Here is a 23,303-nt window from a genome sequence, read left to right as displayed (position 1 = left end):
CACTACTGTCCTTGTAATTCTGAACTTTTGGAGTCAAACCGAATCCATTACAGTTTTGACAGTTTATCCAGTCAGTTAGTTCCATCCATTCTGTGAAGACTGGGGAAAACTATAAGATTGGCTCCATACCTGCCGAATGGCAGGAGGTGTTGAGGTGGGCAGGCCATTCGAACTTAATAAAATTTGGTGGTTTTGGCCCATTTCCCAATTTTATCCACAAGCAACATACGCCACTTATGCTCAATTCCTATATGCTTACTCATGTTAGCGAGATAGATGTCGCGCCAATTTTTCTCGCAGTGTTCTTTAGACAACAACTTAAAAAATGCCCTGGTTGTTAAGGGGCTAACGACAACATTTTGATGAAGCAAACAGTGTTTGGCTATTGTTACTTGACTCTTTTCAGAGCATTCTTCCCAGAATTGATGAATATATTCCCGATACTCTGTAAGGCTATACATACAAAGATGGGCTTTGTAACGTTTCATTCTAACCAGAGACTCATCATCTGTTTCCGGGCATGAGATTGAGTAGCTTTGTGTACTTTGTGTACTTCCGCCACTTACCTCTGGAATAGCCTTCAAGCAATGGTCATCCGCGCTGTTGCCATCGATGCCAAAGTCTATGTATTTATCATTGGCTTCAGGAAATAGAACAAGGTTAATAACATTTAACATCAACGCCAAAACCGCTTCCCGGGAATAATCATCGCGTTTAACATTATGGAGGCGAAATAAGTTTGCAAATGGACTACCTTGACTACAATATTCTCCTTCTTTCAGGAAGATGGTTCTGAACTCAAAATACAAGTCTTTAAGATCTTTGATTTTGCGATCATAGAATTTCGGGTTATTTTCAACAAAACTTATTGCATTGGCAGTATTTTCAAAACTAATGGAAAAAACTCCATAAATAATATCAGAAAGTTGCTGTGGATAACTTTTTTTAATTTCTTCAATATGTTGGGATAGAATATCCCGACTCAAATCGTCCAATGGTGTTGGACCGCAGCGCAGACAATGACTTTTCCCCATCACTTCCAGCCATTGTTTCAGATTGAACTTATTGTCATCATTAACACACGATTGATACAGGATTTGGGAAAGCCGGTGTGTACTTTCACATACCCGGCCATCCTTATTACTTTCAACGTCAAAACGGGCATTGTCTAATATCGATGATAAAAACCGCTTACCTTCAAAAGAACAGTTGGTGAAAGTACCATCTTCAATAATGGCACTGTTTAACAGCTCTGTATTGAATTTACACTCGTCAAATGAAACGGATTTCAACACCGTGCCGTTCATTGAACAGCGGCTGAAATCAATCCCGGTTAATTCACGCTTGATCCATCCCTTATGCAGGCTCCCTTTCGGCTCTATACCATCCAGGGAATCCAATCTTCCCTCCAACAGTTTTGGGTTTTGCTCAAGCAGCGACTGAATACCCTTTTCACCAAAGACCTTGATGAGATTTTTAATGTTTTCGTCAACCGAACTGTCTTCGGAGATTAACTCATGGTAGTGGGCTGACCAGGATTTCCGAATAAGCTTTTCCAGCGGACGCCCATCAGGCCAGTGGCTAAAGCGTTTCTTCAAAATAGACAACAATTGCCGTCTACTTTCGCTAGAGCTGATATCAAGCAGATTCAACTCGTCAAACAAGGACAGAGGGTTGGAAAAACGAGTCTCCTGTGGATTAGCTGGATTATTGAGCTGAATCAAACTCTGGTAGTCACAGTTTGACTGCTTGATGATTTTCTCATTACGAGCAAAGGCGTCCAAACCAAGAGCCTTATTAAACTGGCATTGATTATCATAAACTTCTGCATCCATACGGCCGAGTGTTTCAGAAGTCAATTTCATACACATGATCCCATCTTCATGAATCCGCTCTGAATAATCCGCCAGCTCGCCGTCCTCGATGATTCGGGTAAATGCATAACCGGTGTCGCATTTCATCCTGGCCAACGAAGCGCTGGGATGGATATGCCAAGTGGGTTCTATCCCGATCTGAGTACGTCGTTCAAAGGAACTCAGGGTAGCGTCATTTTTCAGGCTATCGGTCACAAATCGTTCTTCTTTTCCTTCCCGATCTGCACAAAATTTTGTATCGTGCGCGGGGCAGAACTTTCTGGCGGGGGTCGCCGAAATGCCATGGAGAAACCCCGGACGCAATTGCACCCAACGTCCCGCGCGAATACGAGAATGGATTTCCCAATCAAGCAGTTCTTCGTCACTGAAGTTCAGCAATTCTTTAAGAAACGCTTTTTTGCCGATGTTTACCGGCGCATTGAGATCGGCTGCCACGGCAAGGTTCATATCACCAAGGCAGCCATGGTAGTCAGCCAGGGCGTCCAGCCATTGCTCCTCCAGGTCGGTGGTATCCGGTCGCTCCGCACCAAGGCCCAGCCCTGCCAGTTCCCTGAACAATGCTTCAACCACCGATTTACTGTGTCCCCCAAAGGTGAGGGTCAGTTGATTTTCAAAGCTCAGGGCTTCTGGCAGGTTCGGAGCAGAAAACAGAATACTGCCGCCTTCACAGACGACCGATTCGAGCTCAACGGCTCGTACCGGTGAGGCACTCAGGCGAGTAACCTTCATTTGTTCCGGACTCAAATAACTGACCTTCTGGCCTGTCAATTTGGCAAAACCGTGGCTGAATTCAGCCAGCTCTACTTTTGCTTCAACTTCTTCGCCGATTCTTGAACTGACTCGTGCCGGTAAGGCCGGGAAAGGCAGAGGCGTTTCGATGGTTGGCAGTTTTGCAATGGACGGCAGGTCGGCGGCTAACGACGCCCGACACTTGTTTGCAATGTCCTGCAGAATCGTCACGGTATTATCAATAGTATCCTGATCCTTTTCGTGCCATCGTGTTTTATCTCCGGTTAACTGCTCCGCCATGCCGTCACAGTCTTTGGCCAGGCTGGTCAGATCACTGCGCCAGTCGCGGTAAAATCTGTTCAGGGCAGAGTTGGTATATTCAACCCGGCTGGCCAGACGGTGTAATCCCCGTTCCAGGGCCAGGTTATCAGCCAGTTTATTGCCCGCTTCCCGGGACAACTTGAGGGTCATCCGGGTGATGGGTTGGCCATTGGCATCCAGTAACTGGCTGATACCGATCTGCCCGCCCCGGACATCCCGGCCTTTGACTGGCAACCAACCGCCACGGATACCCGCCGCCTCTATCGCCTTGTATTCCGCCATGGATACCCGCTCACCCGCTTCCAGGCTGTTGGGAAAGCGGGTGGTCAGCCAGGCAATACGATCATGAATAGTCTGCCGTAACCAGCTGCGGTCACCGGGCAGAAAACCACTGTTTTCGATCTGCCGGTCCAGGGCCTGCCAGTCAACCTGCCGCAAGATATCTTTCAGGGTATGGCCCAGTAAGTCATCCTCTAATTGTGCAAGAATATCGACGCAGGGGTTGTCGATTGGCAACGAGTTCATGGGGGGTGCCTGAGGGTTCCGCAGTTTATTCAGCAGCAAGGGCATGGAGGAAAAGTCATCTGTTTTCGAGGCTGGCTCTGGTTTTTCAGGACACGGGTAGCGTGTCGCCATCCCGGCATAATCCCAGTGGAACATGACCGGCTCCCCTTCCGGGGTCAGTTCAATGCCTTCCCAGGCACTGTTGACCATATTTTCGTTACCGACAATCACATTGACCAGCAATAATCTGGCCCACTGCTCTGGAGACAGAGAGCGCAGAGTTGCCTCCCCGCCTTTGAGCTTGCCCTGCCATTGTTCGGGAACAGGACTGACTACATAAAAATGACCCTCTTCCTGATGGACAAAGCTTTGCGGAACTGTGATGCCCAGCAGCCCGGCAAGGTTAGCCATCAGCAGCTGGTTGCGGGCACTTAGCTCACAGCTCGCCGGTTTGATGGAATAAACCTGTTGGCTAACGGGATCGCTGTAAAGCCCTGCTGGCCAGGTGCTGCTCTGGCATTCTTCCATGGCCACACTTTGCTGGGTCAGTTTTGCCAGAGAGAAGGACGATTCCTGTGGTTCTGTCAGCTGTCCGGTATAAGGCGTAATCAACTCCCGGACAACACCGGACTGCTCACCTACGCTAAACAACTGGTAACTAAAGGGTGAAGGGTGGTGCTCCCATTGCTTTTTGGTGTTTTCACACAAGCTGGGGTCACCGATGCTGAAGAAATGTTCGAGGTCTGTATTGCTGTCCTGCAACTTGATCGGGTACCAGAGGTCACCCTGTTTGGCAATCACCCGGCAGACCTCTTCGGCCAGCAGGCGCCATTCTTGCCTCTGCTGATCATCCTGGCAGTCAGCAAAACACTCCAGCCGATCCATGTAAAAACTTTCTCTGACCCGCATAACATCCAGCGTATCTGCATCGTGGAGCAGACTGCGCAGGGTCTGTATCGCCTCGGGCAGATGCTCGCAGCCCTTCGGATTATCCTTGTGGCAAATGGCCTCACCACACTGCCAGGCCAGGGACTGATCCACGCCGAAGTTGCGCAGGTGTTCCCTCAGGTTGTCAGCACTGGCCCGCTCCCACTCCAACGTATCGAACCCATCGCCTTCACGGCCCGTGTCGTGAAACAGGCAGGTTTTGATTAGCAGGGGTATCATTTGGTCGGGAAATTCCCGCGCCAGGCGATCGCCGTGCAGTTTACGCTGTTGCAACAGGGCTACTGCCCAGATTGCCGTCCGGCAACTGTGCTGGACACCATGAACCTCGCGGGCAATTGCCTGTGCAGGAGGCGCGATGCTGTCAGGAGAATAAGGCTGAAGCAAGGCCGTTTTCGCTACCTGAGTAGATTCAATCAACGATTGATCAATGACCGGCCAATGGGCTGTTTCGGTTGCAGCTATTTTCGGACGTTTTACCGGTTCAATGGTCAGCGTTTCCAGCCCTGTCTCTATTATTTTCGGGAGAATATCGGTAGCGGCCCGTTTGTGCCCGGTCTTGTGCGAGAAATCATTATTGTCCGCGTCAACCCACTTTGCAGAAGCCACATCTGTGGGCATTAACTCTTCACTTATACTCACTTTTCTGGCAAAAGCGCTGCCTGTCTTATCAATATTTTCAGATAACCTTGAGTCGTTAAAAGGCGCCTGTACTTTTCCTGCGTTGATAGGGAGCAAATCCATTTTTTTAGCCCTCACTACTGTCCTTGTAATTCTGAACATTTGGAGTCAAACCGAATCCATTATTGATTTAGACAGTTTATCCAGTCAGTTAGTTCCATCCATTCTGTGAAGACTGGGCAAAACTGTGAGATTGGCTCCACACCTGCCGAATCGCAACATCACCTTGCCTATTGTTAAAAATGCCACATTGAGGAAGGCAGGCAATTCAAGCTCAATAAGTACCTAACCAGTTGGTTTGGTCCTGCTCTCCAAAATTTTCCAAAAGCAAGCGATTCAATTCATCCTCATTTTTTTTATGTTTATCCATGTTAGCGCGATAGATTTCCTGCCAATATTGCTCGTCGTGGTCTTGAGACAACAAATCTCTAAATTGCTTGGTTGTTTTGGGGCTAACGACAACATTTTGATGAAGCAAACAGTGTTTGGCTATTTTTAATTGACTCTTTTCTGAGCATTCTTTCCAGAACCGATGAATACGGTTCCGGTATTCTTTAAGCTGAGATTTACAGAGAAGAGCTTTATAACGTTGCATTTCAACCAGAGGCAGGCCATCTGTGTTGCTTTGTGTACCTTCGCTACCTACCTCAGGAATGGCCTTCAAGCAACCGTCATGCTCATCCGCACTGTTGGCATTGACGTCAAAGTCTATGTATTTATCATTGGATTCAGGAAACAGAACAAGGTTAATAACATTTAACATAAGCGCCAAAAGCGCTTCCCGGGAATAACTTTTGTTTGGTCCATAATCGGACCTAAAAAATCTTCCAAATGGATCACCTGATAACCCTATTTTAGAATTTCCTTCTTTCAGGAAGATGCTTCTGAAATCAAAATAAAAATCTTTGAGATCTTTGATTTTGTGATCATAGAATCCAGGATTATTCCAGACAAAATTTATCGCATTGGCAGTATTTTGAAAATTAATGAAACAAAGTTCATAAATAATTTCACAAAGTTGCTTTGGATAGATTCTGGAAATTTCATCCATATGTTGGGACAGAATATCCTGGGTTAAATCATCCAGTGGTGCAGAACAGGATTGTAGAAAACTACTTTTAAGCATCACCTTCAGCCATTGTTCCAGATTAAACTTATTGTGCTGATTAACACACGACTGATATAAGATCCGGGAAAGCTGGCGTGTTCTTTCACACGCCAGGTCATCCTTCCCAGATTCAGGGTTAAAACGGACATTGTCTAATATCGATGATGAAAACCGCTTACCCTCAAAAGAGCATTCGGTGAAAAAGCAACCTTTAACAATGGCTCTGTTTAACAGCTCTGTATTGAATTTACATTCACAAAAAAGAAAGGATTGCAACACTGTGCCATTCATTGAACAGCCGCTGCAATCAAACCCTTCAAGAGCACACATCCACCCATTCAGATTAAAGCCATCCAGGGAATCCAGCCTGCCCTTCAACAGTTGTGGGTTTTGCTCAAACAACAACTGTATGCGCTCTTCGCCGCAAGCCTTGACGAGACTTTTGATGCCTTCGTCAAACTGGCTGCCTTTACGGGTTATCTCATGATAAAAGGCTGACCAGGATTGCGGAAAAATCTGTTCCAGTCGGCGCCCGTCGGCCCAGTGGCTAAAGCGTTTCTTTAGTGTACCCAGCAATTGCCGGTGTCTTTCAGGAGAACTAATCTCAAGTTTGTGCAACTCGTCAAGCAAGGAGAGAGGATTGGCAAAACGGGTTTCCTGTGTCTCATCGTCCTGAATCACACGTCTGTAGTCATCGGTTGACTGAGCGATAATCTTCTCGTTACGGGCGAAGGCCTCCAAACCAGAGAAATCCGCCAGGTATTGGCTTTGATCGGCATAAATTTGTGCATCCATACGGCCGAGTGTTGCAGAAGTCAGGAGCAAACACGTAACCCCACCACAACGGTACCCGGAATTATCCACCAGCACCGCCATGACTCGGGAAAATGTGTATTCGGTGTTGCATTTCATCCTGCGTGCCGAAGCCACGGCACTTTCATGCCCAAGCGGTTCCATCCCAATCTGGGTACGTCGTTCAAAGGAGCTCAGGGTGGCATCATTCTCCAGGCTACCGGCCACAACCTCTTCACTGTTCCTTTGCCGCTGCGCATGAAAGTTTGTATCGTGTACGGAGCAGAACTTCCCGGCAGGGTTTGTCTCAATGCCATGGGGCAACCCTGGGCGGTAGAACACCAGACGCCCTGCACGAATACGACAGTGGATTTCCCAATTGAGCAATTCTTCATCACTGAAGTTCAGTAATTCTTTAAGAAAGGCTTTTTTGCGGGTTTTTACCGGGGTATTGATATCCACTGCCACATCAAGGTTCATATCACCAAGGCAGCCGTGGTAATCGGCCAGGGCGTCCAGCCATTTTTCTTCCAAGTCGTTGATATCCGGCCGCTCTCCACCAATACCCAGCTCTGCCAGTTCCCTGAACATTGCTTCAACCACTGCTTTGCTGTGTCCCCTAAAGGTGAGGGTCAGCTGATTTTCAAAGCTCATGGCCTCAGGCAGGTTCGGAGCAGAAAACAGAATACTGCCGCCTTCACAGACGACCGATTCGAGCTCAACGGCTCGTACCGGTGAGGCACTCAGGTGGGTAACCTTCAGTTGTTCCGGACTCAAATAACTGACCTTCTGGCCTGTCAATTTGGCAAAACCGTGGCTGAATTCAGCCAGCTCTACTTTTGCTTCAACCTCTTCGCCAATTCTTGAACTGACTCGTGCCGGTAAGGCCGGGACGGGCAGAGGCGTTTCGAGGATTGGCAGTTTTGCAATGGACGGCCGATCGGCAGCTAACGACGCCCGGCATTTGTTAGCAATGTCCTGCAGAATCGTCACGGTATTAGCAATGCTATCCTGATCCTTTTCGTGCCATCGTGTTTTATCTCCGGTTAACTGCTCCGCCATGCCGTCACAGTCATTGGCCAGGCTGGTCAGGTCACTGCGCCAGTCTCGGTAACGTCTGTTCAGGGCAGAGTTGGTATATCCAACCCGGCTGGCCAGACGGTGTAATCCCCGTTCCAGGGCCAGGTTGTCAGCCAGTTTATTGCCCGCTTCCCGGGACAACTTGAGGGTCATCCGGGTGATGGGTTGGCCATTGGCATCCAGTAACTGGCTGATACCGATCTGCCCGCCCCGGACATCCCGGCCTTTGACTGGCAGCCAACCGCCACGGATACCCGCCGCCTCTATCGCCTTGTATTCCGCCATGGATACCCGCTCACCCGCTTCCAGGCTGTTGGGAAAGCGGGTGGTCAGCCAGGCAATACGATCATGAATAGTCTGCCGTAACCAGCTGCGGTCACCGGGCAGAAAGCCGCTGTGTTCGATCTGCCGGTCCAGGGCCTGCCAGTCAACCTGCCGCAAGATATCCTTCAAGGCATGGCCCAGTAAGTCATCCTCTAATTGTGCAAGAATATCGACGCAAGGGTTGTAGATTGGCAAAGAGTTCATGGGAGGTGCCTGGGGGTTTCTCAGTTTTTGCAACAGCAAGGGCATGGAAGAAAAGTCATCCGGTTTAGGTTCAGGCTCTGTTTCTCCGGGCAAGGGTAGCGGGTCGCCATCCCGGCATAATCCCAGTGGAACATGACCGGCTCCCCTTCCGGGGTCAGTTCGATGCCCTCCCAGGCACTGTTGACCATATTTTCGTTACCGACAATCACATTGACCAGCAATAATCTGGCCCACTGCTCTGGAGACAGAGAGCGCAGCGTTGCCTCCCCGCCTTTGAGCTTGCCCTGCCATTGTTCGGGAACAGGACTGACTACATAAAAATGACCCTCTTCCTGATGGACAAAGCTTTGCGGAACTGTGATGCCCAGCAGCCCGGCGAGGTTGGCCATAAGTAGCTGGTTGCGGGCGCTTAGCTCACAGCTCGCCAGTTTGATGGAATAAACCTGTTGGCTAACGGGATCGCTGTAAAGCCCTGCTGGCCAGGTGCTGCTCTGGCATTCTTCCATGGCCACACTTTGCTGGGTCAGTTTTGCCAGAGAGAAGGACGATTCCTGTGGTTCTGCCAGCTGCCCCGTATAAGGCGTAATCAACTCCCGGACAACACCGGACTGCTCACCTATGCTAAACAACTGGTAACTAAAGGGTGAAGGGTGGTGCTCCCATTGCTTTTTGGTGTTTTCACACAAGCTGGGGTCACCGATGCTGAAGAAATGTTCGAGGTCTGTATTGCTGTCCTGCAACTTGATCGGGTACCAGAGGTCGCCCTGCCTGGCAATCACCTGACAGACCTCTTCGGCCAGCAGGCGCCATTCTTGCCTCTGCTGATCATCCTTACAAGTAGCAAAACACTCCAGCCGATCCATGTAAAAACTTTCTCTGACCCGCATAACATCCAGCGTATCTGCATCGTGGAGCAGACTGCGCAGGGTCTGTATCGCCTCGGGCAGATGCTCGCAGCCCTTAGGGTTATCCTTGTGGCAAATGGCTTCACCACACTGCCAGGCCAGGGACTGATCCACGCCGAAGTTGCGCAGGTGTTCCCTCAGGTTGTCAGCACTGGCCCGCTCCCATTCGTCCGTATCTTCTTCGTCGCCTTCACGACCCGTGTCGTGAAACAGGCAGGTTTTGATCAGCAGAGGTATCATTTGGTCGGGAAATTCCCACGCCAGGCGATCGCCGTGCAGTTTACGCTGTTGCAACAGGGCTACTGCCCAGATTGCCGTCCGGCAACTGTGCTGGACACCATGAACCTCGCGGGCAATTGCCTGTGCGTGAGGCGCGATACTGTTAGGACAATAAGGTTGAAGCAAGGCCGTTTTCGCTACCTGAGTAGATTCAATCAACGATGGATCAATGACCGGCCAATGGGCTGTTTCGGTTGCAGCTATTTTCGGACGTTTTACCGGTTCAATGGTCAGCGTTTCCAGCCCTGTCTCTATTATTTTCGGGAGAATATCAGTAGCGGCCCGTTTGTGCCCGGTCTTGTGCGAGAAATCATTATTGTCCGCGTCAACCCACTTTGCAGAAGCCACATCTGTGGGCATTAACTCTTCACTTATACTCACTTTTCTGGCAAAAGCGCTGCCTGTCTTATCAATATTTTCAGATAACCTTGAGTCGTTAAAAGGCGCCCGTACTTTTCCTGCGTTGATAGGGAGCAAATCCATTTTTTTAGCCCTCACTACTGTCCTTGTAATTCTGAACTTTTGGAGTCAAACCGAATCCATTATTGATTTAGACAGTTTATCCAATAATTAGTTTCAGCCATTATCAGGGCTAATTTACTGACTTTTTATATCCTCGGGCACAATAAAGCCCAGATAGAGATTAAAGAATTTTTTTCAAAATTTATCGGTTTAGTTTAGCCGCGACCTGTGTTGCAGATTTGCCATGACACATCTCATTATTTGAAAATTGTTAAGATTACATTTACGAAAAATAATGCATCAATAGAAAATTTTCAGGAGAATCTGGCCTTAGGTTGAAAACTGGCAAATCATGCATATCCTTAAAGGCAATCAACTTTAAGGAGTATTCAGAAATGTTAAAAACACTGACTCAAATGTTATGTGCATGGACCATATTATCGTGCAATGCTTTGTATGCTAATGAGGAGCTGAATAAATTATATTACCGATTTTCAACTCAAAAAATGCCCGAATTGTTTGACTCTATCCAAAGTTCATTGAATGAGTCACCCGAAATCTCTCAAAGAGCAAAAGTTAAAGACTTGGCACTGGTTACCAAAAAAGCCTATAAAACCTGGTATAAAAGTCTGGAAACACTTACTCCGGTTGAAGCAGGGACTGCAGCAAATCTAATAAGGAATAATTTATCAACAGTATACTTTGAGCAAAAAGTTGATGAGTTTCTATCCTCTAAAAGCCATATGATTAGTTGGGAAATCCCTGTTTATCATCAGATAATTAACATAATGATCGGCGTATGGGGCGGAGTGTTTTTCGAAAATGAGAACCTGGCCAAAATAAGAAAAGAAATTTATCATTTATTCACTTGTGATGATCATGATTGCTCTGAAATTGCTGAAAAATTTTCTTCCCAATATGATGAAGATGTAACTCTTGCAATACAAAGGTATTTTGAGTGCAAAAAAACAAAAGGTTCAGCTTATGGTCCCCATCTGGCTGAATTATGCGAATTGATTAATAACGATAACTTTTATAAGTCGACATACTTTGCATAAGTACTGTAAGCAACCATTTTTGGACAGGCATCCGTTATGGCTACCTTACATCATATTGTACATTGGTAATCGTAACTTCCTGTCTCTCCTTCGATACCATGAATGCGTCAAAATAATCAAAAGGTGCCCTTCCTTCCAGAAGTTTCACTTCTTCACCTGTTTCACCTTTTTTAGGATCCGCGCGGTGATAAAGCGGTAGCTCCATCTCGTCGGCAATGTCCCGTGCGGCATCAATGAATAATAAATCACTCTTATCGGGGTAGGCCTTCTCAAGAAATAACGCAGGGCGATCATCCCGATCAAACACCAGGCGAATAACGCTTCTGCTGAGGATATCTCCTTTGGCGCTCTTTCTGACAATCATGGCATTGCGTCCATCCATCACGTAGCTCATTAGTCCTCTGCTGTAATCCTGAGCGCCGTCCGGTGTCAGGCAAGTGCGAACTTCAAGCCCACTGATAAAAAGATCCCAGGGGTCTTCCGTCAGCCTCAGGGTTTCTCCCGGGGACAGCAGCTTGTTTCGGGTTTCCACACTGAAGTCACTGAAGTTCGCGCCCCAACCTGCTTTAAATTGTGGGTATTTCCGGTAAACGGCCTGCAAGTGTGGATTGTTCAGCGGTGACTGCCTGCTCACAGTAAAAGTATTGCTAGCACTGGCCTCTATAAACTGATGGATAAGATCTGTAACTTCTCTATTTCCATATTCTTCCATTGCTGCCATGTAAAAAGGCAGGAGATGATAATGTCGTTGTTTCCATAGCCATTGTGAGACCTCCTTACTTTTTCCCACTAAAGCGTCAGCCCCTTTTTCGGCGATCAACAATGGCAATCCTTCTTTCTGACAGCTTAAGCCCATGCTGTCCAGAAATTGATTAAACCTGTCTCCCATGTTGAATATCATGTAGAGCAAACCCAGTTTTTCATACGTCAGGCTTTGGGTGAGTTTTTTCAGGGTCTGTATTACCATTGCCTTATTCATATCATTGCTGGCCAATACCCGTTCCAGAGTAACCAGCCACTGATGGAAAACCTTGCCATCTTTCATCTGTCGCCTGCTCCTGCTGGCGCTGGGAGCCTGCAAAGATTCACAGAGTTCCTCAATGTCATCTTCTGAGAGGATATCGGGCACAAATGCCAGCCATTGCAGCGGGGCCATGCGCAAATGATCGCCACCTTTGATTCCGGGCTCACCCAGTATTTGCTGTATTTTCGGGGTACTCTGAACCAGACGCGCCAACCCACCGATGAGATAGGGAATATTTTTTTTATTGCCATGTTTCATAATGGCCCTGACAAAATGATCCAATACTGAAGCAGCCATTATTTCTTTGGATGATTTGCAGGCGGCAATGATCATTAAAAGTCGATGCACTTTCGCTTTGATATCGGGTTTGCCTTCAGGCAATGATAGAGCAGCCAATCTGCTTTCCAGATCGTCAACTGCACGGAGCAATACCTGTGAATAGTCCGGGGTCGTTTTATCAATATTTGTTCTGAGTACCCTCAGATAACTGGCCAGCGGTTTGCCTTCAAGTAGAACAAACCCATTGATATCACTGAGTTGTTTGAGTTCTTCAAACTGTAAGGCAACAGGAGCAGGTGCTTTCAAGATATTTGCCACAGTATCAATATAGTGGTGATAATCAATGGAATCAGGTTGTTTCGACAAATAGGCCAGCTCTTTAGCAATATGCCAGATGCTATTTGAATCAGCGGTATACAAAACCGATCTAATGTACGACGTTAACTCAGTAATATCAGCCTCTTTTGAAAAACCGGAGCAGGCTGCATACAGATACAACAATCTTCTTGTGTAGAATTTGAAATCATCATCAACAAAAATGCTTGGTAAATAGCCATCCGCATCAACTCTTGGAAGAAATTCTTTTTCAATATTGTCAACTTCACTCAGCAACTGTCTGGAAAGTTCGTTATTTTCCGATTCAAGGATTTGCCTTATCTGCAGAAGTCCGTCCTTGACCAGTTTGTCATCCTCTACAGGGTTTAGTGCTGTCAGCTTTTCATTGATTTCATTGTCCTCCCTTGCCAGAGAAGGCTTATCAGGAAGACCTTGAAACAGGTTCTTTGCCTCTTCTAATCGGATGGACAAAGGAATTCTCTCAAGGTACCGGGCGACCATTTCCACTGGCAATTCAAACTTTTCTTCAGCAGCCAACATAATCCGGAGTTTTTCAGCCGCGCTTAAAAATTTTTTTTCGAATAACTTTTTTACCGTCTTCGAAGCATCCAATCTCATGCACTTATTAATAACAGCCCGTTGCACCTCTTTGGTTGGAGACTTTTCTATTGCCCCATCATGAAATTTTTCCACCAGATTGCTGGCAGCTCTTTTTATAGCTTCTACTTTTGAACCGGGTAATTGATTGACAAGATCAGGGTGAAGATTAACCAGCCGTTCAAACAGCTGTTTACTGCCATCGGTATTGAGGGTTTGTTCAGACAGTAAGGTAATGCCATCATGCAGCTGTACCTGCCAGCCAAGATACTGAACGGAGTCACCTTCTGCTGAAAAGCCAATGGATGACTCCATGATTAATGCATGCAGCTGCTGTAGTGTCAGACCATTTAAACGATAAAAATTCATTTTACCTCAGCGGTAAGGTAGGCATAAGTACTCAGCCATACGGAATCGAATATTTCTGGCTTATTAGGCAGCTGCTCTGCAAGGCGCAACAACGGGAACATAGCAAGCTATGTGACCAGAGTTGCAACGCATCACGACTGCATGGATGCAGGAGCTAGAGCAACGCAGGAGCAGTTGCCGCGAGTGCCTGAACAATAAGTCAGAAAATATGATTTCGTATGGTTGAGTACTTATTCACTGGACAAGCATCTGGCTACCTTACATCACGTTTTACATTGGTAAACGTCACTGCCTGTCTCTCCTTTGATCGAGTCAAAGTGAGAGCGCTTTATTTTCTCCCTCCAGAACACTCCCCCCCTTTTTCGGCGATCAACAATGGTAATCCTTCCTTCTGACAGCTGAAGCCCATGCTGTGCAAAAAATAATTTTTCGTAAGTCAGACTTTGGAAGCATTGCCCAATCGAGCCGGGCAGGCGGAGATATAAGACGATTGAGTCGAGACTCATAATAATTCAGACATTTTAGCTAATAATTAGTTCCATCCATTATCAGGCTGTGCTCAGTTTAAGTATTGGCGCACTCCCCGAAGCCAGAAAAATCAGGAGATTATGAAAATACCTCGCTGTGAAACAGGAGAACCTGAGGAGCCTGCAAGCATCCGTTATGACTACCTTACATCACGTTGTACGTCGGTAATCGTAAGTTTCTGTCTCTCCTTTAATAAAGGAAAAGCGTCAAAATAATCGAGAGGTGCTCTCCCTTCCAGAAGTTTTATCATACCTTTTGTACCTGTTTTAGCATCCAGGTAGTGGTAAAGGGGCAGGCCCATCTCGTCAGCAATGTCCCGTGCGGCATCAATGAACAATAAATTACGCTTATCGGGATAGCCTTTTTCAAGCAATAACACAGGGCAATCATCCTGATCCAGCACCATGCGAATCACACTTCTGCTGAGGATATTTCCTTTTTGGTTCTTTATGACAATCATGGCATTGCGTCCATCCATCACATAACTCATCAGTCCAATTTTAAAACTCCGGGCGTCAGGCGATAGACAGCTTTTAACTTCAAGCCCACTGATAAAAAGATCCCAGGGGTCCTCTGTCAGCTTCAGGGTTTCCCCCTGGGACAAGAGCTTGTTTCGGTTTTCCTCGCTGAAACCACTGAAGTTCGCTCCCCAACCTGCTTCCAATCGGGGATATTTCTTGTAAATGGCTTGCAGGTGTGGATTGTGCAGCGGTGACTGCCTGCTCTGAACAAAAGTGTTGTTAACACTGGTCTCTATAAACTGATGGGTAAGGTCTACAACTTCTGCATTCCCCTGTTCTATCATTGATGCCATGTAAAAAGGCAGGAGATGGTGATGTCGTTGTTTCATTAGCCATTTTGAGAACTTTTTATTCACTCCCACCAAAGCGTCAGCCCCTTTTTCAGCGATCATCAATGGTAATCCTTCCTTCTGACAGCTCAAGCCCATTCTGTCCAGAAATGCAGTAAACCTGTATCCCATGTTGAATAACATATAAAGCCAGCCCAGTTTTTCATAAGTCAGACTTTGGGTAAGCTTTTTCAGGATCGGCATTACCATGGCCTTATTCATAACCTCGCTGGCCAACATCTGCTCAAGGGTAGACAGCCATTGGTGGAAAATCTTGCCATCTTTCATCCGTCGCCTGCTCTTGCTGGCGCTGGGAGCTTGCAAAGATTGACAGAGTTCCTCGATGTCATCTTCTGAGAGTCTATCGGGTACAAATGCCAGCCATTGCAGCGGCGCCATTCGCAAATGCGGTCCGCCACTGATTCCGGGGGCACCCAGTATTTTCTGTATTTTCGGGGTACTCTGAACCAGACGGGCCAGCCCAGCGATTAGATAAGGTATATTTTTTTTATTGCCATGTTTCATGATGGCCGTGACAAAATGAACCAATACTGAAGTATCCATTATTTCTTTGGATGATTTGCAGGCGGCAATAATCATTAAAAGTCGATGCACTTTCGCTTTGATATCAGACTTGCCTTCAGGTAGTGATATACCGGCGCATTCTTTTTCCAGAACGTCAACTGCATCGAGCAATACCCGCGAATATTCCGGGGCTATCTTATCAATGTTTGCTCTGAGTACGGTTAGATACTTGTCCAGCGGTTTGCTTTCAAGTAAAGCGAACCCTTTGATATCACTGAGCTGTTTGAGATTTTTAAACTGTAAGGCGACAGGTGCCGGTGTTTTCAAACAATGGGCCAGGGTACTAATATAGTGGCAATAATCGATGGAGCCGGGTTGTTTCGACAAATAGGCCAGCTCTTTAGCAATATGCCAGATGTTATCTGGTATACGGTTATTTGGCTCGATGATGTAAAGAACGGATCTAATGTACGACGTTAACTCAGCAATATCAGCCTGCTGTGAAAAACCGGAACAGGATGCATAGAGATACAACAATCTTCTTGTATAGACCTTGAAATTTCTATAATCCTCAGCGTCTGATAAACGGCCGTTCCATCCAACTTTTGGGATAAATTTTTTTTCAATATTGTCAACTTCACACAACAGCTGTCTGGAAAGTTCGTTGTTTTCCGATTTAAGGGGTTGTCTGACCTCCAAAAGCCTGTCCCTGAGCATTTTATCAGTTCTTAATGCTGTCAACTGCTCATTAATGACATTGTCCACCTCTGGCAGAGAAGGCGTATCAGGTAGGCGCTGAAACAGGTTCTTTGCCTTCTCAAAACCGATGGATAACGGAATCCTCGCAAGTATCCAGTAGCCCTCAGGAAGTGGACATTTATTCTGTTGTTTCTGCTCTTCTTCAGCTGCTAACAAAATCAGGAGCTTTTGAGCCCCATTTAAAGATGTTGTTGTGTTTAGCCTTATCAGCGTATTATCTACATCAAGTTTCAGGCACTCAAGGAAAACGGCACATTGCACTTCATTGGTTGGTGACTTTTCTATTGCCTCAAGTTGAAATTGACTCACCAGATTCCTGGCGGCCATCTGTATAGCTTCAGCTCTTGAATCAAAGGGTTGTGTCTCAAGATTAACCTGCCGTTCAGATAGCGGTATACTTCCAGCAGTAATGAATAATCCCTCTGACATTAACTGCTCATTTTTCATAGGTAAAAGTTCAGTTTCTGGCATTATTTTACGAAGTTTACCGGGCAGTAAAGGGTCGTCTGTTGCATTTGCCGGTCTTTTTTGAGCAGTTTTCTCAGTCTGTGCGGTGGTGCCATCCTGTCGCTTTACCTGCCTGCCGAGGAACTGGGTGGAGCCATCTTCTGCTTCTGTTGAAAAGCCATTGGGTTGCACCACCTTCAATTCATGCAGCTGTTGAGTCAAACCTTTTAACTGATAAAAATCCATTTTGCCTAACTCCATTGCGGGCGTATGTTGGAACCATTACAGGACAACCAAATACCATAAGTTCTGGAAAATCAGCATTCAGATCTTTAATACAAAGAAAAACCCTGAAGCTGATTTTCTCATTCCTGTCCTTGCAGTACCAATCTGACTGAATAAAGACGAATCACATTAACATTTGACTGTTAATCCAATAATTAGTTCCATCCATTGCTCTGTTAAGTGTTGTCCATGATGTTTTTTACGCAGTCGAGTATTAGTTCCAGTTTTACGTCGTGTTCCTCCAGCTTGGTTACTATTTTTTTATGGTCACTGACCAGTATTTCCTGACTGCATTCCAGTTTGTCCATTCTGGAGTCCAGTTTTTTCTGCCCGTCTTCCAGCCTGTCTACTTTGGTTTCCAACTTGTCTACTTTGGTTTCCAGCTTGTCTACTTTGGTTTCCAGCTTGTCCATTCTGGAGTCCAGTTTTTTCTGCCCGTCTTTCAGTGCGGCAGTGTCGCTGCCGACGATTGACAGATTTTTTTCTATTCTGTCCAGTCGGCTCTCTGTAACGTGCCATTCTATTTGCGCTCCTGCTTTGGCGGTTTCATCGGATACACCGGCTTCCAGCAAAGCGGTATACAAAGGTTGGTGAAGCATTATTTTTACCGTAGGTTATTGTTTGGGTGGGCTGAGTATAGTCGGGTTTGACTATCGCGGCGGTACGATACGAGGTAAAACGATAATAACCGGTACAACAACCAAGAAGAGATGCAAAAGGCTAAGTGCTAGAGGGTGTCGCTCGTTCCCACGCTGGGACCCACAGGGCCTAAGAGCATGGGAACCAGAGTTTTGCGACAACCTCTAAAGAGGCTGTCGCAAAACCCGATAAACCTTAAGCCCGAAAGCCTGCAAAACGACAACTTTCCAGCAGAGCGCCGTTGATTCAGCGAACCATATGCAGGAAGTGCATATGTTTCTCGTACTGATCAATAATATCGCCAATGACCTGTTCCCGGGTCCAGCCCATAATGTCGTAATCCTGACCACCCTCCCTCAGGAAGACTTCTGCCCGGTAATACTTGCTCTCTTCTTCGTCATCAATGACAAAACTGGGTTGAACATAGGAACGAGGGCTGACCCTGTAGAGAAAGTCCTGTTCCTCACCATGAAAAACATTGAGAGAGGCAATACTTTTGTTGCGATCAAAATCAATTCCGGTTTCCACTCCCTGCTCTTCCAGCTCTCTGGACAGGGACTTCATTGCCGGTAACACGACACTTCTCATGAAGACCCTGACACTTTTGCGCGCCGGGAAGTGGGTAATATTCTGCAATCGACTCTGCCATGGAATTGAAACATTGGCATGGCTTGGAGCCAGGGTGGTTTGGGTCAGACTTTCTTTCTTGGCAGCATCCAGTGCCAGCGCTTTTAACAACCCATAACCGGAAACCAGCAACACCACAGAGAATGGCAAAGCCGTTGCAATAGTGGCTGTCTGAAGCGCCTTGAGACCTCCGGCAAGCATCAGTACCAGGGCAACCAGACCAATCAGGGTAGACCAGAATACCCGCTGCCAGACCGGCGTTTTCCCTTCACCCTTAGAAGCCAGCATATCAATCACCATGGCACTGGAATCGGAAGAGGTTACAAAGAACACCACGACCATGATAATGGCGATTCCTGACAGGAACTCAGTGGCCGGGAAATACTCCAGAAACTTGAAGAGCGCCAGTGAAACATCGACCTGAACAATGTCAGCGAGATCTTCCGCACCATGATTCATAATCAGATCAATGGAAGTGTTTCCGAATACGGTCATCCAGATAAAGGTCAGACAGGCCGGTACAAACAGCACACCACAGATAAACTCGCGAATGGTTCTGCCTCTGGAGATACGGGCAATAAACATGCCGACAAAAGGCGACCAGGACAACCACCATGCCCAGTAAAACAGAGTCCAGCCACCCATCCAGTCGGTCGGTTCATAGGCATAGAGATTAAATGTTTTGTCGACGATATCGGACAGATAACTGCCAATATTCTGCACCAGTATCTGCAACAGCAGGATAGTAGGCCCGAGAATAATGACCATGGCCATCAGCAACAGTGCCAGCAGCAGATTGATCTCGGATAAACGACGAATTCCCTTATCAAGCCCTGAAGCAACAGAGAGCGTGGCCAGAGCGGTAATCACTACGATCAAAACCACCTGAACATGGGTGCTTACATCAACATCAAACAGGTAATTCAGGCCCGAGTTGACCTGAAGCACGCCGTAACCCAAAGCTGTAGCCACACCAAAGGTCGTACCCAGAATGGCAAAGATATCAATAATATGACCAATAACACCGTGAATACGATCACCCACAATCGGGAAAAGCGCTGAACGGAGGGTTAACGGCAGATTATGACGATAGCCAAAGAACGCCAGAATCAGAGCCACAATGGCGTAGATGGCCCAGGCATGAAACCCCCAGTGAAAAAAGGTAATTCTCATGGACTCCCGGGCGGACTCGATGGATGCAGGATCGCCCACAGGGGGAGTGAGAAAGTGCATAACGGGTTCCGCCACGCCAAAGAACATCAGGCCAATCCCCATACCGGCTGAAAACAGCATGGCAAACCAGGAGCCGAAGCTGAAGTCCGGCTCGGAATGGTCAGGGCCTAACTTAATATCGCCATAACGGGAGAGGCCGACAATAGCGACGCCGATAAGGATAATGGCGACTGCCGTCACATAAAACCAGCTGGCGTTGGTCATTATGGCCGTTTGCAAGAAGGTGGAATAAAGCTCGGCCTGCTTCGGAAACAGAGCCGTAGAGACTACTATCAGAAGAATGATACTGGCTGCACCGACAAAGACGGGCAAGTTAAGACTGTGACGTGATTCTGAAAGATCAGACATAAAGACGAGTGGCTCCCAAAGTCAGGTTGATTGACTGAAGCTCTTCAGGTGAAGTTGTTTAAGTGAAGGCGCCGAGACTACCTCGGCATTAAACAATTTCAGGCGAGAGGGCAGAGGATACTACAGGTCAGATATTTAGTGGTCAAATCATGTTTGTTTTTCTGATCGGTTTATGACGGTCAGTCGAATCAAACATCTGAACGGACCAAAAGATCACTGAGCTTGAATCCTGTTATTGGGACGATGTTCTTGTTTTTTTACAACAAATCATCCGGCCACAGACGTGCATTCTAATGGGAATCCCTCGCTGGCTTCTTTGAATCGGTTGTGACGAAACTGACCAACTCACTGGGCAGAACGCTTGCTCTGGCAGCAGGTAATGATGTTAAAGTGCCTGCAAAGGCAACTGAATCAGAGCATTATATTACTTAAATCTGAACTCGTTGGCTGCTGCCTGTCTGTCTCACCCCGCATAGCCATATAGCTCGATGCTAAGGCTTCAGCCTGCCGGTCCAAACTCTGCCTGTCTGTAGAGGAGTTTCCATTCTCACGGGTCGAAGCAGAACGTCTCGATAACATGGCCAAGGCTAGGGCTCGGGATTGATCACTGGGTCTTAAGGCTCGCAATAGTTCTACTTCCCTGGACACTAAAAAGGTTCTGCAAGATGGACAGGTTGAATTTTTCGATAGCCAGGGTTCCAGGCAGTCTTTGTGAAACATATGTTTGCATTGTTTGAGAACCATGACTTCCCTTCCGGCAAAAGTATCGAGACAAACAGGGCAATTGTCGCTCGGCTTTTGATAAAGTGCTGACTGGCTATCTGGGCTGCTGGGCGGTTTGATTCCGTTCATATCTCTTACTCTTCTCTCTGTTTTTCAAATAACTTACGTTATTGGACCAATGTCTATCCATTGAGTTCCCTGTGCTTATGTTTTTGGTACGCCCGGCATGGATAGAAGTGTCAGGCGAGACCCTGAGCCAAGTCGTCTGATGTCGTATAGATGTTTGATGCCGTCAGAATATCACTGGCTGAATCAACCCGGGTCTGGCTTTGCCAGTCTCGAAAATAGCCTCCTTAAAGAACTTGTGGTTCAGGGGAGACTATTTTTCTACCCTGTACGATAATTTCGACAGGGCTCTATCGAGTCGCATCGTCAGAGCCTGAACAGCGTTAGTAATAGTAATCCTCTGTATCGGCCATATTCATAGCCTGTCTCTGAAGCCGTTGTCTATCAATATGTCTCTGAAGCTGTCGATCCTCTGACTGTCTCTGAAGCTGTTCTCTCTGAAGCTGCTGTATCTCATACTGTCTCCGAATCCCTTCTAAAGCGAGCCTTTGTTCATCGTGAGGCATGTTTGCCATCGTCATTCCCCTCACACTCGTCTCGTCGGCATTTGGCTTTTTGTCTGACAAAACCGGCATCACAGTTTCAGCTTCACTTAAAATTGCTTTTCGGGCTGACAGGCTTGTATCTTTCTCCGAAGATTTACCAGCGCTTGGGATAGACGTTACTGCAACCGTTTTGGTATCGAACTCCTTTGTGCCACTCTGCGGCGGTTGAAATAGCGTACCTGTCACAGTGCTGCCTGTTGGGCTTGCTCCGTAATTCATAATATATCCTCCTTGATAATTTAAAAGTTTGATTAGGCAACGGACATTAAAGTTCTCGTCCTCCTATGTATTTGGACAGGCAACGGACTTAAAAGTTCCTGTTTTGCGTTGTCGATGAGACCAAAGAATTCCGGAACAATTACGGCAATTACAGGACAGCCAAAGAATCACCTCCTTTTATCACACAATTACAGGACAGCCAAAGAATCATGTCCTCTTTCCGAATCCTGCGGTCATGCAAATCTTTCTGCATCCCCATCATTTGTTTGCGATACTGACGGTTCTCTTTGGCATCAATGGCCGAATTGACCAGCCCAAAACCACGGGCAGAGCCCCCGGCAAAGGCATCTGTGCTTTGGTAATTCATTTTGATTCCCTTTTGTTATTTGCCTACAGTGGTAGGGCAACGGAGGTATTTTTTTAAAGGTATCCAGTTAAGGTAAAAAGATGAATAGCTTATATCACACTGATTATCATCAATGGCTGACTCAGCAAGTCACTCTGCTGAGAAATCATAACTTTGAACAATTAGACCTTGAGAATCTGTTGGAGGATTTGGAGTTGGGTATTAAGCAAGATGTTCGACAGTTAGAGAACTATCTGATTAATCTCATACTTCATTTACTTAAAATGGATTATCAAACATCCGTTTTGAGGGATTCGGTAGCCTCTGAAAGAGTCATTAAAGGTTGGATGGATACTATCGATAACGCCAGGGATGCGATTAGTCGATTAATCATAAAAAATCATAGCCTGAAACAACGGGTGGCAGATGTTTTAAGTGAGTCTTATCCTGCCGGGAAAAAAGGAGCCATTCGGGAAATGAATCGTCACATGCCGCCAAAATGCCCAAAACTGGATAACAGCAGCTTTCCCGACACCTGCCCTTGGTCTTTTGACCAAATGATATCTGAAGACTGGTATCCACTGAACGGAGTAAGCCTTTATGAGTAGTTTATACAAAACCGATTACACCCAATGGTTGACCCAACAGCGTGAACTGCTGGCCCAGCGCCAATTTGACAAACTCGACATCGACAATCTGTTGGAGGCGATGGAACAACGTAAGGGCGATACGAAAAAAGAATTAAGGTCTTATCTAAGAACATTGCTCATACATCTTTTGAAATACGCTTACCAAAAGCGAGTATTGAAAGATTCGTGGGTAGAAGACAAAGTTCTCTACACTTGGATACCCAGTATCAACAACCCGAGAGTAGATATTAAAGACCATATAAAAGAAAACCCCTGTCTTCAGCCAAAGATAGACGAAGTACTTGCAGAAGCCTACTCTCAGGCTAAAAAAGAAGCCGTCAAACAAATGAACAAATACATCAAGATCGAAAGCAAGCGCCTGAACAAAAGCAGCTTCCCCGAGTATTGTCCATGGACGTTTGAAAAGATCATGGATGACGACTGGCTACCGGAGGTTGGAAAATGAGTAGTTTATACAATACCGATTACCACCAATGGCTGAGCCAGCAGCGTGAACTGCTGGCCAATCGACAATTCGACAATTACTCACAATTACAGGACAGCCAACACAATTACAGAACAGCCAAAGAATCACCGCTCTGA

At 46.6% G+C, this 23,303-nt stretch carries 14 protein-coding genes; 4 read left to right on the top strand and 10 right to left on the bottom strand.

Annotated features, from left to right (window positions below; translation table 11 throughout):
• Nucleotides 1-173 precede the first annotated feature (173 nt).
• The 3 genes from ACOMHB_RS03035 to ACOMHB_RS03025 form a co-directional block, all read right to left on the bottom strand.
• Nucleotides 174-5,117: a SidE phosphodiesterase domain-containing protein gene (locus ACOMHB_RS03035; protein ID WP_448215447.1), complete on the bottom strand. Its 4,944-nt coding sequence runs from the start codon at nt 5,115-5,117 to the stop codon at nt 174-176.
• 211 nt (nt 5,118-5,328) lie between these two features.
• The gene (locus tag ACOMHB_RS03030; protein ID WP_448215446.1) at nt 5,329-8,562 is read right to left on the bottom strand and encodes a hypothetical protein; all 3,234 of its coding nucleotides are present in this window, start codon (nt 8,560-8,562) and stop codon (nt 5,329-5,331) included.
• A 20-nt stretch (nt 8,563-8,582) separates the two neighbouring features.
• Complete coding sequence (locus tag ACOMHB_RS03025) at nt 8,583-10,229, bottom strand: SidE phosphodiesterase domain-containing protein (RefSeq protein ID WP_448215445.1); 1,647 nt, start codon at nt 10,227-10,229, stop codon at nt 8,583-8,585.
• A 374-nt stretch (nt 10,230-10,603) separates the two neighbouring features.
• Between ACOMHB_RS03025 and ACOMHB_RS03020 the strand changes: the two genes are divergently transcribed.
• Nucleotides 10,604-11,266: a hypothetical protein gene (locus tag ACOMHB_RS03020; RefSeq protein ID WP_448215444.1), complete on the top strand. Its 663-nt coding sequence runs from the start codon at nt 10,604-10,606 to the stop codon at nt 11,264-11,266.
• 40 nt (nt 11,267-11,306) lie between these two features.
• Here ACOMHB_RS03020 and ACOMHB_RS03015 read toward each other — a convergent pair whose 3' ends face one another.
• The 7 genes from ACOMHB_RS03015 to ACOMHB_RS02985 all read right to left on the bottom strand — a co-directional run bounded on the left by ACOMHB_RS03015 (nt 11,307) and on the right by ACOMHB_RS02985 (nt 22,092).
• Nucleotides 11,307-13,871, bottom strand: coding sequence for a hypothetical protein (locus tag ACOMHB_RS03015; RefSeq protein ID WP_448215443.1), 2,565 nt, complete (start codon nt 13,869-13,871; stop codon nt 11,307-11,309).
• A gap of 667 nt (nt 13,872-14,538) precedes the next feature.
• The gene (locus tag ACOMHB_RS03010; RefSeq protein ID WP_448215442.1) at nt 14,539-17,226 is read right to left on the bottom strand and encodes a hypothetical protein; all 2,688 of its coding nucleotides are present in this window, start codon (nt 17,224-17,226) and stop codon (nt 14,539-14,541) included.
• A gap of 215 nt (nt 17,227-17,441) precedes the next feature.
• Nucleotides 17,442-17,864, bottom strand: coding sequence for a hypothetical protein (locus ACOMHB_RS03005; RefSeq protein WP_448215441.1), 423 nt, complete (start codon nt 17,862-17,864; stop codon nt 17,442-17,444).
• A gap of 286 nt (nt 17,865-18,150) precedes the next feature.
• On the bottom strand, nt 18,151-20,112 hold the full coding sequence (locus ACOMHB_RS03000; protein WP_448215440.1) for a BCCT family transporter: 1,962 nt from the start codon (nt 20,110-20,112) through the stop codon (nt 18,151-18,153).
• Nucleotides 20,113-20,523: 411 nt separating this feature from the next.
• Nucleotides 20,524-20,964: an RING-H2 finger protein gene (locus ACOMHB_RS02995; RefSeq protein WP_448215439.1), complete on the bottom strand. Its 441-nt coding sequence runs from the start codon at nt 20,962-20,964 to the stop codon at nt 20,524-20,526.
• 320 nt (nt 20,965-21,284) lie between these two features.
• Entirely contained in the window at nt 21,285-21,725 is a 441-nt protein-coding gene (locus tag ACOMHB_RS02990) for a hypothetical protein (protein ID WP_448215438.1), read from the bottom strand.
• 148 nt (nt 21,726-21,873) lie between these two features.
• The gene (locus tag ACOMHB_RS02985) at nt 21,874-22,092 is read right to left on the bottom strand and encodes a hypothetical protein (protein WP_448215437.1); all 219 of its coding nucleotides are present in this window, start codon (nt 22,090-22,092) and stop codon (nt 21,874-21,876) included.
• Between the two features lie 80 nt (nt 22,093-22,172).
• Here ACOMHB_RS02985 and ACOMHB_RS02980 point away from each other — a divergent pair, with 80 nt between their 5' ends.
• The 3 genes from ACOMHB_RS02980 to ACOMHB_RS02970 are packed head-to-tail and all read left to right on the top strand — an operon-like array spanning nt 22,173 to nt 23,303.
• Nucleotides 22,173-22,679 (top strand): DUF29 domain-containing protein, encoded by a 507-nt coding sequence (locus ACOMHB_RS02980; protein WP_448215436.1) that lies wholly within the window; start codon nt 22,173-22,175, stop codon nt 22,677-22,679.
• Nucleotides 22,672-23,166, top strand: a complete 495-nt coding sequence (locus ACOMHB_RS02975) for a DUF29 domain-containing protein (RefSeq protein WP_448215435.1) — start codon at nt 22,672-22,674, stop codon at nt 23,164-23,166. The genes ACOMHB_RS02980 and ACOMHB_RS02975 overlap by 8 nt, the downstream gene beginning before the upstream one ends.
• Nucleotides 23,163-23,303 (top strand): hypothetical protein, encoded by a 141-nt coding sequence (locus tag ACOMHB_RS02970; protein ID WP_448215434.1) that lies wholly within the window; start codon nt 23,163-23,165, stop codon nt 23,301-23,303. Before ACOMHB_RS02975 ends, ACOMHB_RS02970 begins: the two co-directional genes overlap by 4 nt.

Source organism: Endozoicomonas sp. 2B-B (genome assembly GCF_053470045.1).
This window is presented reverse-complemented; position numbering and strand designations above follow the sequence as displayed.